General features: G+C 72.2%; 15 protein-coding genes. 9 read left to right on the top strand and 6 right to left on the bottom strand.

What is annotated here, in order from left to right; translation table 11 throughout:
* Both bioD and ACFYW7_RS29280 read left to right on the top strand, forming a co-directional pair.
* Positions 1-717, top strand: coding sequence for a dethiobiotin synthase (bioD, locus tag ACFYW7_RS29275; protein ID WP_389507728.1), 717 nt, complete (start codon positions 1-3; stop codon positions 715-717).
* A 215-nt stretch (positions 718-932) separates the two neighbouring features.
* Positions 933-1622, top strand: coding sequence for a class I SAM-dependent methyltransferase (locus tag ACFYW7_RS29280; RefSeq protein WP_389507730.1), 690 nt, complete (start codon positions 933-935; stop codon positions 1620-1622).
* A gap of 148 nt (positions 1623-1770) precedes the next feature.
* On the opposite strand, the gene ACFYW7_RS29285 is transcribed toward ACFYW7_RS29280, so the two are convergent.
* Entirely contained in the window at positions 1771-2625 is an 855-nt protein-coding gene (locus ACFYW7_RS29285) for a DUF2690 domain-containing protein (protein ID WP_389507732.1), read from the bottom strand.
* Positions 2622-3344 (bottom strand): peptidoglycan-binding protein, encoded by a 723-nt coding sequence (locus tag ACFYW7_RS29290; protein ID WP_389507987.1) that lies wholly within the window; start codon positions 3342-3344, stop codon positions 2622-2624. Before ACFYW7_RS29290 ends, ACFYW7_RS29285 begins: the two co-directional genes overlap by 4 nt.
* A 365-nt stretch (positions 3345-3709) precedes the next feature.
* Here ACFYW7_RS29290 and ACFYW7_RS29295 point away from each other — a divergent pair, with 365 nt between their 5' ends.
* Positions 3710-4180 carry a peptidoglycan-binding protein gene (locus tag ACFYW7_RS29295; RefSeq protein ID WP_389507734.1) on the top strand — a complete coding sequence of 157 codons (471 nt, stop codon included), beginning with the start codon at positions 3710-3712 and terminating at the stop codon, positions 4178-4180.
* A gap of 148 nt (positions 4181-4328) precedes the next feature.
* On the opposite strand, the gene ACFYW7_RS29300 is transcribed toward ACFYW7_RS29295, so the two are convergent.
* Positions 4329-4703, bottom strand: a complete 375-nt coding sequence (locus tag ACFYW7_RS29300; RefSeq protein WP_389507736.1) for a fic family toxin-antitoxin system, toxin component — start codon at positions 4701-4703, stop codon at positions 4329-4331.
* A gap of 4 nt (positions 4704-4707) precedes the next feature.
* Complete coding sequence (locus ACFYW7_RS29305) at positions 4708-4947, bottom strand: toxin-antitoxin system antitoxin component (RefSeq protein WP_028800409.1); 240 nt, start codon at positions 4945-4947, stop codon at positions 4708-4710.
* A gap of 267 nt (positions 4948-5214) precedes the next feature.
* On the opposite strand from ACFYW7_RS29305, the gene ACFYW7_RS29310 reads away from it, so the two are divergent.
* The 6 genes from ACFYW7_RS29310 (at position 5215) to ACFYW7_RS29335 (ending at position 12875) form a co-directional block, all read left to right on the top strand.
* Entirely contained in the window at positions 5215-6147 is a 933-nt protein-coding gene (locus ACFYW7_RS29310; protein ID WP_389507739.1) for an ABC transporter ATP-binding protein, read from the top strand.
* Positions 6148-6154: 7 nt separating this feature from the next.
* Positions 6155-8722 (top strand): ABC transporter permease, encoded by a 2568-nt coding sequence (locus ACFYW7_RS29315; RefSeq protein WP_389507741.1) that lies wholly within the window; start codon positions 6155-6157, stop codon positions 8720-8722.
* Between the two features lie 218 nt (positions 8723-8940).
* Complete coding sequence (locus ACFYW7_RS29320; protein WP_389507743.1) at positions 8941-9366, top strand: GNAT family N-acetyltransferase; 426 nt, start codon at positions 8941-8943, stop codon at positions 9364-9366.
* 273 nt (positions 9367-9639) lie between these two features.
* On the top strand, positions 9640-10965 hold the full coding sequence (locus ACFYW7_RS29325) for a hemolysin family protein (protein ID WP_389507745.1): 1326 nt from the start codon (positions 9640-9642) through the stop codon (positions 10963-10965).
* Positions 10962-11975 carry a hemolysin family protein gene (locus ACFYW7_RS29330; protein ID WP_389507747.1) on the top strand — a complete coding sequence of 338 codons (1014 nt, stop codon included), beginning with the start codon at positions 10962-10964 and terminating at the stop codon, positions 11973-11975. The genes ACFYW7_RS29325 and ACFYW7_RS29330 overlap by 4 nt, the downstream gene beginning before the upstream one ends.
* A gap of 102 nt (positions 11976-12077) precedes the next feature.
* Positions 12078-12875, top strand: a complete 798-nt coding sequence (locus ACFYW7_RS29335; protein WP_389507749.1) for an SGNH/GDSL hydrolase family protein — start codon at positions 12078-12080, stop codon at positions 12873-12875.
* A gap of 780 nt (positions 12876-13655) precedes the next feature.
* Here the strand turns inward: ACFYW7_RS29335 and ACFYW7_RS29340 are convergent.
* Both ACFYW7_RS29340 and ACFYW7_RS29345 read right to left on the bottom strand, forming a co-directional pair.
* Entirely contained in the window at positions 13656-14960 is a 1305-nt protein-coding gene (locus tag ACFYW7_RS29340) for a BN159_2729 family protein (protein ID WP_389507752.1), read from the bottom strand.
* Positions 14957-15538, bottom strand: coding sequence for an RNA polymerase sigma factor (locus ACFYW7_RS29345; protein WP_389507755.1), 582 nt, complete (start codon positions 15536-15538; stop codon positions 14957-14959). Before ACFYW7_RS29345 ends, ACFYW7_RS29340 begins: the two co-directional genes overlap by 4 nt.
* Positions 15539-15618: the final 80 nt, after the last annotated feature.

Raw genomic sequence — 15618 nt, forward strand, 5'->3', positions numbered from 1 at the left:
ATGCCGGTACTGGTGATCACGGGGACGGGCACGGAGGTCGGCAAGACGATCGTCACGGCCGCCGTCGCCGCCACGGCCCTGGCGGCCGGGCGGTCCGTGGCCGTCCTGAAACCCGCGCAGACGGGCGTGGGTCCGCGCGAGCGAGGCGACGCGGACGAGGTGGCCCGGCTCGCGGGCGCCGTCACCACGCTCGAACTGGGCCGCTATCCGGAGCCGTTGGCACCGGCGACGGCCGCCCGTCGGGCCGGGCTGACGCCGGTGTCCCCCGAGCTGGCGGCGGAGGCCGCGGCCAAGCTCGCCACCGAGCACGATCTGGTGCTGGTCGAGGGCGCCGGCGGTCTGCTCGTCCGGTTCGACGGTGAGGACGGGACGCTGGCCGACACGGCCCGGTTGCTCGACGCGCCCGTGCTGGTCGTCGCCTCGGCCGGGCTCGGGACGCTCAACATGACGGAACTGACGGCTCGTGAGCTGCGGCGCCGGGAGCTGGACCTCGCCGGGGTGGTGATCGGCAGCTGGCCGGACTCCCCGGATCTGGCGATGCGGTGCAATCTCGCGGATCTCCCGGCGGTGTCCGGGGCTCCCCTGATGGGGGCGGTACCGGCGGGCGCGGGTTCCCGCTCACCGGCCGACTTCCGCGCGGGAGCGCCGAGCTGGCTCGACCACCGGTTGGGCGGCCGCTGGAACGCCGAGGCCTTCGCCTCGTCACAGACGGACTGACCCGTGGCGAACCGGCCCGGCCGCCTGCGGCCGGGCCGGCGGGGGCCCGGCCACGTCGGCGTGCCCGTGCGTGGCCCGGCCGCCTGCCGACCGGCGATCCGGGGGTCTGCCGGGGATCGGCGACGGCGCGCTCCTCGATCGCCCGGTGCTCGGAGCGTGCGGCGTACGTGCCCGGGGGACAATTCCGGTAGGTCCCGTCTCCCGGGAGGTCCGCCATGCCGTTCAACCCGATCCGGTCGGCCCGCACCGGCGCGGTCGCTCCGGAGGCTGTGCACCATCCGGTGTTCGCCCGCTACTACGCCCGCGTCAGCGCCGGCGCCGAGACCCGGATGGGCATGGGCCGGGTGCGCGAGCGGCTGCTCACCGGGCTCTCCGGGCGGGTCATCGAGATCGGCGCGGGCAACGGCCTGAACTTCGCGCACTATCCGGGCACCGTCTCGGAGGTCGTCGCCATCGAACCCGAGCGGCTGCTCCGGCAGTTGGCGGTGGAGGCGGCGCTGCGCTGCGAGGTGCCCGTCGATGTGGTGCCGGGGGCCGCGGAGGCGCTGCCGGTCAAGAGCGAGGCGTACGACGCGGCCGTGCTGTCGCTGGTGCTGTGCAGCGTGCGGGACGTGCGCCGGGCGCTCGCCGAGGTGCGGCGGGTGCTGCGCCCCGGGGGCACCGTTCGGTTCTTCGAGCACGGCAGGGGCGGAGGACGGCTGATGGGGTCCGTCCAGCGAGGCCTGGACGCCACGGTGTGGCCCCGGTTGTGCGGCGGCTGTCACGTCGCCCGTGACCCGATCGGCGCCCTGCGGGAGGCGGGGTTCGCACTGGGCCCCTACCGGCGGTTGCTGATGCCCGAGAGGGGGCCGCGCCTGCCGACCTCGTACTGCGTCCTGGGCACGGCCCACCGACCACTCGACTAGGCGATGCCGTTCGCGTCGTCGAGGCCCGGGCCGCGGCGTCCGGCGAGGCGGAGCGCACCCGGCCCGCCGGGCGTACCCGGGTGACACGGCAACGCGGCGAGACACCGTGCCGGGCATCGCGGCCCCGGAGCGATCCGGGGCCGCGCCCCTAGTTCACGCGGCCTTCGAAGCACTGCTTGCCCTCCTTCGCCGCGCGCCGGAAGCAGGCCTGGACGAGGGTTCCGGGGCGGGTCACCACCATGGGGGTGTACACGAAGGAGTCGGTGTCGGTGCCGTCCTTGATCCCGGCGCCGCGGGCCCGTCCGCCGGTACCGGCCGCGCGCACCTCGATCCGGTCCCCGACCCGGGTACCCCAGGTCCGTGCCCAACTGGTCCTGCACTCCTTGCTGTAGCGCAGTTCCACCCAGGCTCCGCCCGCCATGCGGTGCCGGGCCGGGGTGTCCGGCTCGGCGGCGCAGTACATGGCCATCGGGCTCCTTCCCTCGCAGTCGGACCCCCGGCAGTACGCCCCGGATCCGGACGGGGACGGGGATGCCGACGTGGGTGCGGACGCCGCCGGCCGGTCGCGGTGGTGCGGCAGCAGCAGGAGCGCCACCGCGACACCGCCGACGGCCACGGCGCACACGCACGCGAGGACGGCCACGCAGGTCGCGATCCGGTCGCCGGGCCGCCCGGTCCTCCCAGGTTCAGGAGCCGGGGACGGATCCGGAGGCTGCGGCCTCGGAACAGGTGTGTCCCGTCGCGGCGCCTCCGCCCCGCGCCCGCTCCACACGGGCTCGGCGATCTCCCACAGGGCCAGGCATCGGCCGGCCGGCTCGCCAGCGAGACGGCACAGGTCCTGCACCGCCGCGCGCGGTGGCAGCGTCCTGCCGTTGAAGTAGCGCTCCCACGACGACTTGCTGAACGCGGTCCGCGCCGCGAGGCCCACCAGGCTCAGGCGGGCGGCTTGTCTCAACTCCCCCAGCGCGGCGATGAGTCGGGCGTGTTCCGGCGATGGTGTCATCCGCGCAGGGCCCGCCAGGTGAGCGGCCCGACGACGGCGTCCGCGTCGAGGTCCGCCCGCTTCTGGAAGTCCAGGACCGCGCTCCGCGTCAGCGGACCGAACATCCCGTCGATGCCCCCCGGCGAGATGCCCGCCCTGCGCAGCAGACACTGCACCTCGGCCACCTCCGGTCCGGCACTGCCGTACGCCACGATCGTGGCCGTGGTGCGGCTGTTGCCCGCGTACCAGCCGCCGCCGCCGCGCCGCACCCGGCAGTTGTACGCGGGTGTCACCGACGGGGTCGGTGGCGAGGCGACGGGCGGAGCCGCCGTCGCCCTGCCGCGGCCGTCACCGAGCCGTACCGCCACGAGCACCGCCGAGGAGACGGCCAGTACCAGGGCCACCGAGCCGGCGACGACCGCGAGCCGCAGTGCGCGTCCGTACGGCGGCAGGTCCGCTGCCCCCGACAGAAGGATCTCCGGCTCGGGTGGTTCCGGCTCCGGCGAGGGCTCGCCGGCACGCCTGTTCCGCCAGACCTCGGAGGCGACCTCCCGCAGGGCGAGCAGCCGGGTCGGATCGTCGCCGCCGATCCGGGCCAGCGCCTCCACCGCGTCCGGGGGCGCCAGCGCGCGGCCGCCCAAGTACCGTTCCCACGACTTCGGGCTGTACCCCGTCTTCGCCGCCAGTTGCGGCACGCTCAGCTCGCCGCGGTCCTTCAGCCAACGGAGTCGCACCACCAACTGCCTTACCCGTGGATCCAGTTCTGCGGGCAGCTCTTTCCAGCGCGACAAGTTCCCCCACTCGCTTCCACGGTCATGTGCCTTGGCCGATGGTCCCCGTGGCCCCGCGGCATTGTGCACCAGCGCCAACTCCCCGCGTCCTGAAGCACTTCCCGCACGGGCGCAGATCCGGCCACCGCCCGCCGCGGGCGTCCCGCCACACCGACCCGGCGCACGGCGTCACCGCAGGTCAACCGGCGGGACGTCCCACGACGCCGTCACTTTCGCGGCAACTGTGGCCGTGTCGGCCGTCCGGCCCGCAGTCTCGTTCGCAACCAGGGCGTCGGCCGCAGCGGCTGACGCCCGATGATCCGAGAGGGAAACGCATGCGATCGAACGTCTTGGTCAGGACCCTGGTCAGTGCCGTCGCCGTGGCAGGGATCGCCGCCGGCGGACTGGCGACCGCGGGCACGAGCGTCGCGGCCTCAGCGCCCACCGCGAGCGTCCGGACCGCGGGTGTCGGCGTCCTCGCGACGCAGAACTTCGGCCTCAGCGTCCAGCAGGCCAAGAACGTCCAGTGCTTCATGCGCGGCTCCGCGGCCGCCGACTACCACGGCAACATCGACGGGCAGCTCGGCACCGTCAGCTGGAAGGGCATCCAGCGCTTCCTCAAGGCGAACTGGAACTACAACGACGGCATCGACGGCGACCCCGGCCCCAACACCGTCAAGGCGCTGCAGCGCATGCTGGCGTCCGGCTGGGACTACAACGGCCGCATCGACGGCGACGCCGGCACGGCCACGCGGGCCGCGTTCGCCCGGTTCGCCAACGACACGAGCGTCTTCTTCCCCTGCTGAGCCGGACCGCCGGACACCCGGGTGCCCCAGCGGCGCCCGGATGTCCGGCCTTCCGCCGGCGCCGTGCCCCGGCGCTGACCGCGGGCCGTCGCGTCCGGCAGGGGCGGACGGTTCGCCCCTCGGGCCGGCGGAGCGGCCCCGGTCGACGTCACAGGCTCCAGCGGCGCAGTTCGTGCGTGATGTCGTGGACGGTGGCCTCGCCGCCCTTGACCAGACGGGCCAGTTCCCGCACCTGTTCGGGCGAGGTGACGACCTTCAGGCCGCTGGCGACCAGGTAGGCGTAGGCGACGGCCGAGGCGAACATCGCGTTGGACCGTTCGAGCGCCGGGACGTGCAGCAGGAGCTGGAGCAACGCGGCGGCGCGGGCGTGCGGACTGTCGTACACGGGGATTCCGAAGATCTCCGCCTCATGCCGGCTGACGGCGGCGACGAGCGCTCCCCAGTCGGTGACCTGGGGATCTCCGGGTGTCTTCTGTTCGGCGATCATGAGAAGCCAGGCAAGATCGATTCTGAGACTGCTCAAGGGATCAACGACGACCTTCGCGGGTTCCCTCACGGTCCGCGCCGAACTCCTCGGCGAAGACGGACTCGTACTGCTTCATGAAATCGGCGGCGGCCTCCACGAACGTGTGGCCCACCTCCCCGGTGTCCTGCCGGACCAGTTCCTCGATGTAGCGGTTCACACTCATCCCCCGTTCCAGGGCTCGCTCCCTGGCGGCCCGCGCTGTTCCCTCGTCCACCCGGACGTTCAGCTGAGTCTTCGCCATCCTTCGAAGCTAGCGCGGAACGACTAGCGGCGGCAAGGGCGGGCTCCCGGCCAGGAGGCCGGCGCACCTCGGACCGCCCACCGGCGAGCAGCACGGTGGAGACCGCCATGGAGAAGCACGGTGGAGAGTGCCCCTTACATCGGTATCAGGGACACACCCTGAGACGGAGGCCGTCCGGCACTCAGGGGGGATACCGGGTGTGCCCCCGATCACACTACGCTCGGGCGGGACAAGGGAGTCGGGACGTCCATCACACAGGAGGCGGTCTTGTCCACAGCTGCTGCCGAGCATCTCCCCGGCCGCGCGGAGGGGGACGGGATCGCCGCCCGCGCCCGCGGCCTGACCAAGGCGTACGGTTCCGGCGAGACCGCCGTGCTGGCCCTCGACGGGGTCGACGTGGACATCGCGCGCGGCCGGTTCACCGCCGTCATGGGCCCTTCGGGCTCCGGGAAGTCCACCCTCATGCACTGCCTGGCGGGCCTCGACACCGTCTCGGCCGGACAGGTCTGGCTGGGCGACACCGAGATCACCGGCCTGAAGGACCGTGAACTGACCCGGCTGCGGCGGGACCGGATCGGCTTCATGTTCCAGTCGTTCAACCTGATCCCCACCCTGAACGCGGCGGAGAACATCACGCTGCCCATGGACATCGCCGGCCAGAAGCCCGACCAGAAGTGGCTGGACCAGGTCATCGACACCCTCGGGCTGCGCGACCGGCTGAAGCACCGGCCCGCCCAGTTGTCCGGGGGCCAGCAGCAACGCGTCGCCTGTGCCAGGGCGCTCGCCTCCCGGCCCGAACTGATCTTCGCGGACGAGCCCACCGGCAACCTGGACTCCCGGGCGGGGCTCGAGGTTCTCGGCTTCCTGCGCGAGGCCGTCGACGCGCTGGGCCAGACCGTCGTCATGGTCACGCACGATCCCGGCGCCGCCGCCCACTCCGACCTCGTTCTCTTCCTCGCGGACGGGCGCATCGTGGACGAGATGGAGCGGCCCAGCGCGGAGGCCGTGCTGGAGCGGATGAAGCGCTTCGACACGACCCGGGTGACCTTCGACGGCGGACGCGGCAAGGCCGGTGACACGGCGTCCGGCGCCGACTCCGACGGCGTCGCGCCTGCCGAGGGGGCGGAGGGAACGGCCCCCGTCGCTGGCGCGGCTCCCGGCGACTCCGCCCCCGGTTCCGTAACCCCCGACAAGGACTGAGGCGGTCGTGCTCAAGGCGACACTGCGAAGTTTCCTCGCGCACAAGGGACGGCTGCTGCTCTCGGCACTGGCCATCGTGCTGTCCGTGGCCTTCGTCGCGGGCAGTCTCATCTTCTCGGACACCGTGACCCGCACGTTCGACCGGCTCTTCGCCTCCACGTCGGCCGATCTGACGGTGGAGCCGAAGAACGACCTGAACTCGCAACTGCCGACCGGCGCCACCGAGACCGTCCCCGCCTCGGTCGCCGGCCGGATCGCCGCGGTCGACGGAGTCGCCGCCACCCACGTGGACGTGTCGGTGGAGAACGCCCCGGTGGTCGACAGCGAGAACGAGTCGGTCGGACCGACGACCGGCGCCCCCACCATCGTCAACAACTGGGAGATCACCGAACGCAGTCCGGTGAAGCTGACCTCCGGGCACGAGCCGCGGGGCGACGGGGAGGCGCTGCTGGACGCCGACACGGCCGACAAGAAGCACCTCGGTATCGGTGACACCCTGACGGTCCAGGCGCAACCCGGCTCGTTCCAGGTGCGGATCGTCGGGATCGCCACCTTCACCACCACGAACCCGGGCGCGGCCCTGGTCTTCCTCGACACCCCGACCGCGCAGAAGAAGCTGCTCGGCGGCACCGACGTCGCCACGAGCATCTCCGTGGACGCCGCGCCGGGTGTCGGGGACGATCAGCTCAAGAAGCGCGTCTCCGCCGAACTCGGCACCAGGTCCTACGACGTGAAGACGGCGGAGGAACAGGCCGAGTCGGCCGCCGCCCAGCTCGGCGGATTCCTCGACGTCATCAAGTACGTGATGCTCGGCTTCGCCGGGATCGCCGTGCTCGTCGGCATTTTCCTCATCGTCAACACCTTCTCCATGCTGATCGCCCAACGCACCCGGGAGCTCGGCCTGTTGCGCGCGCTGGGCGCCGACCGCCGCCAGGTGCGCCGGTCGGTGCTCACCGAGGCACTGCTCCTCGGCCTGGTCGGTTCGACCCTCGGGCTGGCGGCGGGGATCGGGCTGGCGATCGGGCTGATCAAGCTGATGTCGGCGTTCGGGATGAACCTCAAGTCGACCGAGATGGCGATCGGCTGGGCGACTCCCGTGGCGGCGTACGTCGTCGGGGTCGGCGTCACCTATGTCGCCGCGTATCTCCCGGCCAGGCGCGCGGCGGGCGTCTCCCCCATGGCGGCCCTCGCGGACGCCGAGGTCGCGGGCGTGGGCAGGCCGTTGCGGGTACGGGCCGTGGTGGGCGGTGTCGTCGGCGCGGCCGGGGCCGCGGCCCTCGCGGGATGCGCGGCCTCGTCGAAGACCTCGACGTCCGCGTCCCTGCTGGGACTCGGAGTCGTCCTGACCCTGATCGCGACGGTGATCGCCGGGCCCCTGCTGGTCCGGCCGGTCATCCAGGTCCTGGGCGGCGCGTTCCCCGCGCTCTTCGGCCCGGTGGGCCGGATGAGCCAGCGCAACGCGCTGCGCAACCCCCGGCGCACGGGCGCCACCGCCGCCGCGCTCATGGTGGGACTCGCCCTGGTCGGCGGGATGTCCGTGGCCAGCGCCTCCATGAGCAAGTCCTTCGACGAGCAGATCGACAAAACGCTCGGCGCCGACTTCGTGCTCCAGAACGACAACTTCGTGCCGTTCTCCAAGGAACTGACGGACGGCGTGCGTTCCACCGAGGGTGTCGGGCTCGTCGTCCGTCAGCGCTTCACCCCGGTCGCGGTACGGCTGCCGGACGGCAAGCGGATCGAGTCGGCGGCCTCGGCCTACGACGCGCGGCTCGACGACGTCGCCCACATCACGTACGCGCGGGGCGACACGGCGGCGGCTCTGGCCGACGGTCACATCGCCATGGACGCGAAGTTCGCCGAGGACCACGACGTGCGGATCGGCAGCACGATCCCCGTCGAGTTCCCCGCCGGACGCAGGACCGAACTGACGGTGGGCGCGCTCACCGACCAGGACGGCGGCGACGGGTTCGGGATGCAGGGCGGGCTCGTCATCGGGTTCGGCACGATCGAGAAGTTCGTGCCCGGCGGACAGGACACCGCCCTCTACGTGAACGCGGCTCCGGGCACCGCCCCGGACCGGTTGCGCCCGCGGCTGGAGAAGACCCTGGAGCCGTTCCCCCAGGTCAAGGTCCGCGACCAGGCCGACTACAAGAAGCTCGTCCACGACCAGATCGCCGTGCTGCTCTATCTCGTGTACGCGCTGCTCGGACTGGCGATCGTCATCGCGGTGCTCGGCGTGGTGAACACCCTCGCGCTGTCCGTGGTGGAGCGCACCCGCGAGATCGGACTGCTCCGCGCGATCGGCCTCGGCCGGCGCCAGCTGCGCCGGATGATCCGCCTGGAGTCGGTGGTGATCGCCGTGTTCGGCGCCGTCCTCGGACTGGCGCTGGGGCTCGTCTGGGGCGTCTGCGTCCAGCAGGTGCTCGCGCTGCAGGGCATGAAGGCGCTCGCGATCCCCTGGACGACGATCGTGGCGGTCGTGATCGGTTCGGCCGTCGTCGGCATCGTCGCGGCGCTCCTTCCCGCGCTGCGCGCGTCGCGCATGAACGTGCTCGCGGCCATCGCGCACGAGTGACCGGCCCGCCCCGTCCCCGCCGGGGCGGGGCGGGGCGGGGCGAGTCACCGGCCGGGGCGGAACGTTCACGCGGCGCCCGTTCTCCACGGGCGCCGCTCCGCCCGGCCCGGCGCCGACCCCGATCGCCGAGACGGGCCCCGGGGCGCACCTGCCCGCCGATGACCGTCCGCATGATGAAACCCGGCACCCGCGGCCGACCCGTGTGATGGGATCGGATCATGACCGACTTGCGGATACGGGCCGCGCGGCCCGACGACCTCGACGGCGTGCTCGCCTTCTGGAAAGTGGCCGCCGAGGGCACGAGCATCAGTGACGACCGGGGAGGCGTGGAACGACTGGTCGACCGCGACCCGGAGGCCCTGATCCTGGCGGAGCGGGACGGCGAGTTGGCCGGCACGGTGATCGCGGGGTTCGACGGCTGGCGCTGCCACCTGTACCGGCTGGCGGTCCATCCCGGGCACCGTCGCCTCGGCATCGGCTCGGCCCTGCTCGCCGCCGCCGAGGAACGCTTCGTACGACTCGGCGGGCGGCGCGGGGACGCCATGGTGCTGCGCCGGAACGAGGACGCCCACCACGCATGGCGGGCCGCCGGGTACGCGCCGGAGGAACAGTGGCGGCGCTGGGTGAAGCCGCTCACCGACTAGGACGGGTCGTCACCGTCCCGTCGTCGCCCGGAGGGGCCGGCGGGAAGGCGACGGCAGGGGCCCGGTCCTCCTCGGTACAGGCGCCGGGGAGGCCGCCGAGGAACCGCCTTTGCCCGTCCTTTACCCTTGGTGGACCGATCGACCCTTCGATGAAAGGTGTGAGCGTCCGCCCATGGGCGAGCCTCCCAGTAGCCGCGGCCGTGATCCCCACGGTCGCGACGGACATCGCGCGATCCCCCCGTCCCTGTCCGATCATGGAACGGAGGTGACCCGATGACGGAAGTGTTCCTGCTGCTGGTGGCGGTCCTGCTGTCGCTGGCCTGCGGCGGATTCGTGGCGGCGGAGTTCTCGCTGACCACGGTCGAACGCAGCGAGCTGGAGCGTGCCGTGGAACGCGGCGAGCGGGGCGCCTCCGGCGCTCTCAAGGCCGTACGGAACCTCACCTTCCAGCTGTCCGGCGCCCAACTCGGCATCACCGTGACCAACCTGGTCGTCGGCATGCTCTCCGAGTCCTCGATCGCCAAGCTGATCGCGGGCCCGCTCGAGTCGATCGGCGTCCCGGCGACCGCCTCGAACTCCGTGGCCCTGGTCATCGGCACGGCACTCTCGACGATCTTCCTGATGGTCGTCGGCGAACTGGTGCCCAAGAACTGGGCGATCTCCGCACCGCTGGCCGTGGCCAAACGGGTGGCGACGCCGCAGCGTTGGTTCAGCGCCGCGTTCCGCCCGTTCATCGCGCACCTCAACGACACGGCGAACCGCGTCGTACGCCGCTTCGGCCTCGAACCCGCCGAGGAGCTGGCCTCCGCCCGCGGCCCCCAGGAGCTGGTGGCGCTCGCCCGGCACTCCGCCAAGGAGGGCGCCCTGGAGGCGGACACCGCCGAGCTGTTCGTCCGCACCCTGAACCTCGCCGACCTGACCGCGGAGAACGTGATGACACCGCGCGTGCAGGTCATCGCGCTGGACATCCTGGCGACCTGCGAGGACGTGGCGAACGCGACCCGGGCGACCGGTCTGTCCCGCTTCCCCGTCTACCAGGAGACCCTCGACGAGGTCGTCGGCGTCGCGCACATCAAGGACGTGCTGTCGGTGCCGGGCGACAGCCGGACGCAGACCCGCGTCTCAGAGATCATGCGCGAGCCGCTGCTCGTCCCGGAATCGCTGACCGTCGACCGGTTGCTGGACCGGCTGGCCGACCGGCGCACGATGGCCGTGGTCATCGACGAGTACGGCGGTACGGCCGGGGTCGCCACGCTGGAGGACATCGTCGAGGAGGTCGTCGGCGAGGTACGGGACGAGCACGACCCGCACGAGACGTCCGACCTCGCCGCGGCCGGCACCGACGACGAGGGCAGGGCGCTGTACTCGGCCGACGGATTCGCCCGCACCGACCAGCTGGCCCGCGTCGGGCTGCGGGTGCCGGACGGACCGTACGAGACACTGGCCGGTTTCGTCGCGGCCGAACTCGGCCGCATCCCCGCCGAAGCCGACACCGTCGAGGTCTCCGGATGGCGGCTGGACGTGGTGGACGCCTCGGGGCGCAGGGCCGCACGCGTCCTGCTGCACGCGCCGCACGATGCCGAGGAGGGCACGCGATGACCGTCGTACAGCTGCTGATCGGGCTCGCGACGCTCGTCGTGAACGCGTTCTTCGTGGGCGCCGAGTTCGGGCTGATCTCGGTGCGCCGCAGTCAGATCGAACCGCACGCCGAGCGGGGCGACCGGCGGGCGCGCAGTGTGCTCTGGGGCCTCGAACACGTCTCGGCGCTGCTCGCGACCGCACAGCTGGGCATCACGCTGTGCACCCTGGTCCTGGGCATCGTGGCCGAGCCCGCGATCGCGCACCTGCTGGAGCCGCTGTTCCACGCGATGGGCGTCCCCTCCGGCGCGGGGCACGCGGTCTCCTTCGTCGTCGCGCTCTCCCTGGCGACGTATCTGCACATGCTGCTCGGCGAGATGGTGCCGAAGAACATCGCGCTCGCGGAGCCCGTCCGTACCGCGCTGGTGCTGGGGCCGCCGCTCGTCGCCCTCTCCCGCGCGCTGCGCCCGGTGATCTTCACGGTCAACGCCTTCGCCAACGCCCTGCTGAAACTCCTGCGGGTGGAGACGAAGGACGAGGTCTCGGCGACCTTCTCCGACGACGAGCTGGCCCGGCTCGTCCAGGACTCCAGCGCGGCGGGTCTCATCGACCACCGCGCCCAGGAGCGGCTCCACGACGTCCTGGAGCTGGGCCGCCGGCCCGTGCACGACGTCGTGCTCCCGGTGGAACGCGTCGTCTACGCGCGCGTGGGCGTCACTCCGGAGGAGCTGGAGCGGCTGTCGGCCGAGTCGGGCTTCTCCCGCTTCCCGGTCGTCGACGAGGGCCGCCGCATCGTCGGATATCTGCACGTCAAGGACGCTCTGGACGCCGTTCCCCGTGAGCTTCCGTTCCGCGTGGAGGACATGCGGACCATCGCCCGGGTCCGGGAGAGCACCCCGCTGGACGACGTCCTGACGGCGATGCGCCGCGGCCGTACGCATCTCGCGGCCGTCATGGGCAGCGACGGACGGCTCACGGGGCTGGTGACGATGGAGGACGTCCTGAGGGAACTGTTCGGGCAGCCGGCGTAGGACCGCTCCCCTCCGCGCGGACACGGAGGGGAGCGGCCGGCCCTCCGGTGAACGAGCCCGACCGACCGACAAGTATGTGTTCGGGTTACCATCTTTTCCGCCATGCAGACGAATGCCACCTACACCAGCCTTGTCGCGGTCGGCGACTCCTTCACCGAGGGCATGTCGGACGTGTTGCCCGACGGCTCGTACCGAGGATGGGCGGACATCCTCGCGGACCGGATGGCGGCCCGTACGTCCGGTTTCCGCTACGCCAACCTCGCCGTTCGCGGCAAACTGATCGGCCAGATCGTCGCCGAGCAGGTGGACGTGGCCGCCGCCATGCGGCCCGACGTGATCACTTTGGTCGGCGGCCTCAACGACACCCTGCGGCCCAAGGTCGACATGGGCCGCGTCCGCGGTCTCCTGGAGGAGGCGGTGGAACGGCTCGCCCCCGCCTGCGAACGGCTCGTCCTGATGCGCAGCCCCGGCCGCAACGGTCCGGTCCTCGAGCGCTTCCGGCCGCGCATGGAGGAGCTCTTCACCGTCGTCGACGATCTCGCGAAGCGCCATGACGCGCTGGTCGTCGACCTCTACGGGGCTCCTTCGCTCTCCGACCCGCGCATCTGGGACGTGGACCGGCTGCACCTGTCCGCCGAGGGGCACCGCAGGGTCGCCGAGGCCGTGTGGCAGGCCCTCGGGTACGAGGCCGAGGACCCGGACTGGCGCACCCCGATGCCGTCCACGGCCCCGCCCGGCTGGGCCGCCCGCCGTACCGCCGACGCGCGCTTCGCCCGGAAGCATCTGCTGCCGTGGATCGGGCGGCGGCTCACGGGACGCTCGTCCGGCGACGGACGTCCGGCGAAACGACCGGAGCTGCTCCCCTACGAGAGTTCCGTCACGGAAGGGCACGGCGGCTGAGTCCGTCGTCCGCCGCTCGGCTCCCGGTACCCGGACCCCGCTCGGGTGCCTGCCGGGGAGAGGGCGCTCCGTGATCACAGGGATCGGGGGCGCCGGCGGGACGGCTTCCGCCGTGTCCCTCTCGCGAGTGACACGGCGGCCCATGCTCCGCATGAAAGAAGACGCTACCGGTCCGTTCCCAGGCCGCCACAGGGCGCACAGGGGGCGCTTGGCAGCGCGGGAATGCCGCTGATGCGCTCACCCGCACTCCCCGGAACAACGGCTGGGCCCGGCACGTGCGCCGGGCCCAGCAGACGGCCCCTCCAGCTTTGCGGAGCATGGAGAGGAGCCGTCTTACCACCCTTGAGTGGATGGCAAGTAAACAGGCCAGCCGGGAATCCCGGCCTGGATCAACATCAAAGCACTCATGCCTTGGCCTGAGAAGTACGCCCCGAAGCACCGTGGAGGGGACTCCTGGAACCGGCTCGCACGCGTGGCCGGGGCAAAGGCGCGCGCGTACCTTTTCGCACGGTCGCACCATCGGTGGACGGATCAGGGCCGATGTGCCCCATCGGCACCCCGGCGGCGAACCGGCGGAGGGTGGAAAACCGGCCACGCGGAGCGGCCGCGCCTACTACCGATCAGGGTCGTTCTGGGCCAGCTGCAGTACGCCTCCCCGGAGCCTCCGTGGACGCGTGGCCTCGGTTCGCCTCGTGCAGGGACGAGGGGTGGCACGGGTGAGAAACAGCCATCCGAAGCGGTGTCCCCGGCGGTCGTCACGCCCTCTGCCCCCGGGGGTCGTCACGCGCACTCCCCGCCCGTCCCGTCCCTCGGAAGCCCGGACGGAAGGGGGGTGGCCGTCAGCGGACCGTGCGCCATCACGATCGAAGCCAGCGGATACGGGGGACCGTCCGTGCCCCGCAGGACCAGCAGGGGCATCCCGCGCTCGTCCTGTCGCCGGCCGAGCGTCAGCCAGATGCGGTCGGCCCGGTCGATCTGCCCCATGCCCAGGTCGTAGATGCGTCCCCAGAGGTAGAACGGGTCGACGGCGGCGTCGCTCGCTTCCTGGAGGAGTTCGGGGACACCGTGCGCGGTGAGGTGGACGGCGACTCCGTCCAGGGTTCCCGCGGCCACCTGGGCGTGCCCGGCCGTCCTGGTCCGCACGTTGCGAGCGGCCCCGATCGCGTCGAGCCAGTATTCCCAGTCGGCCAGGCAGGTGGCCTTGATGGCCACGGTCACCCGCTCGCCGTCCGCGCCGATCTGCATGGCTTCGAGGCGCGCGAGGTGGTCCGACTGCAGGGCCGCCGCGACGGAGACCGCGCGGGCGGAGGAGCTGCCCCACCCGATGGCGCGGGTGCGCGCGGCGGCCGGACGCACCCGCGGAACCTGACCGTCGACGCGCCGGGGCACCGGAGCCGCCCCGTGCTCCGCCATGGGCCGTCCGGCACCGCGGTCGGCGAGGTGCAGCACGATCGCTCCGCGTGCGGCCGGCACGAGCGACGAGGACGCGGGGGCACGGTCGTGCCGCGGCTCGGGGTCCTCGAGGACGGGCTGCGGCCCCGTCCGGTTCGGCGAGGAGGCCGGAGCACGGCCGCGCCCAGGCTCGTGGTCGCGGTCGTGGTGGAAACCGGGTCCGGACTCGGACTCGTGCTCGCGGGCGGAACCGAGTCCGGACTCGGGCTCGGACTCGGGCTCGTGGTCGCGGGCGTGGTCGTGGTCACGGGCGTTCTCAGGGTCGGACTCGGAGGCGGGCTCCGGGCCAGGAGCGGGCTCGGGGGCAGGGCCGGGGGCGGACTCGGAGGCAGGTTCGGGGTCCTGGCCGCCGGGGATCAGCCCCTTGCGGTTGAGCGCGGTGGCGATCCGCATCGCGACCTCGCTCGGGTAACCGCAGTCCTCGACGATCGTGTCGACGGCCGCGTGGTAGGCCTCCGGGCAGTTCTGCCAGGTCTCGACCTGGGTCCGCAGGCGTTCCAGGACCCTGGCGCCGCCCACCTCCACCAGGCGCCCCTGCGCCTCCAGTTCGGCGACGAACTCCCGCGCGAAGGCGCCGAGTTGCTCGGCGAGGTGCGTTTCGACCGCGGTGGGGATCCTGGGCATGGTGGTCATGCCGCCACCCCCAGGTACTCGCTGCGCAGCTTGGCCAGGGCCCTGAACTGCAGGGTCTTCACGGCCCCTTCGCTCCGTTCCATCTGCCGTGCCGTCTCGAGCACCGAGAACTCCATCAGGAAGCGGCGCGTGAGCACTTCGCGTTGGGGCGGTCGCAGTTGTTCGAGGGCCTGACGCAGCAACTCCTCGTCCAGACCGGTGAGTACGGTGTCCTCGGTACTGACGGTGAGGTCCTCGTCGAAGCCGAGCATGTCCTCGACGACGAACTCCCGGCGCTGCGCGCTCTTGCAGTGGTCGATGACCTTGTTCCGGGCAATGGTGATCAGCCAGCCGGCGAAGCCGATGCCGCGATAGGTAAAAGTGCCGCGTTTCATCCAGGCGTTGAGAAAGGTCTCGCCGGTGATGTCCTCGGCGACCTGCCGATTGCGTACGCGGCGCTGCACGTAGGCCAGGACCGCGGGGTGGTGCAGAGCGTAGAGCTCCCCGAACGCGTCCCGGTCACCCGCGAGTGCGCGGGCGATAAGGGCCGGTTCTCTCGTGTCGAACCGCGGTGTGGCGGCGTTAGCCTCGGCGATCAAGGCCTACTCCGTTCATGAGTGGATGAACTGTGGCGGGCAGGTGCTGCGACGGTCCGCTCCGGCCAAGGCCGGCCTCGGGC

The sequence above is a fragment of the Streptomyces sp. NPDC002580 genome (assembly GCF_042889485.1).
Taxonomy (GTDB): domain Bacteria; phylum Actinomycetota; class Actinomycetes; order Streptomycetales; family Streptomycetaceae; genus Streptomyces.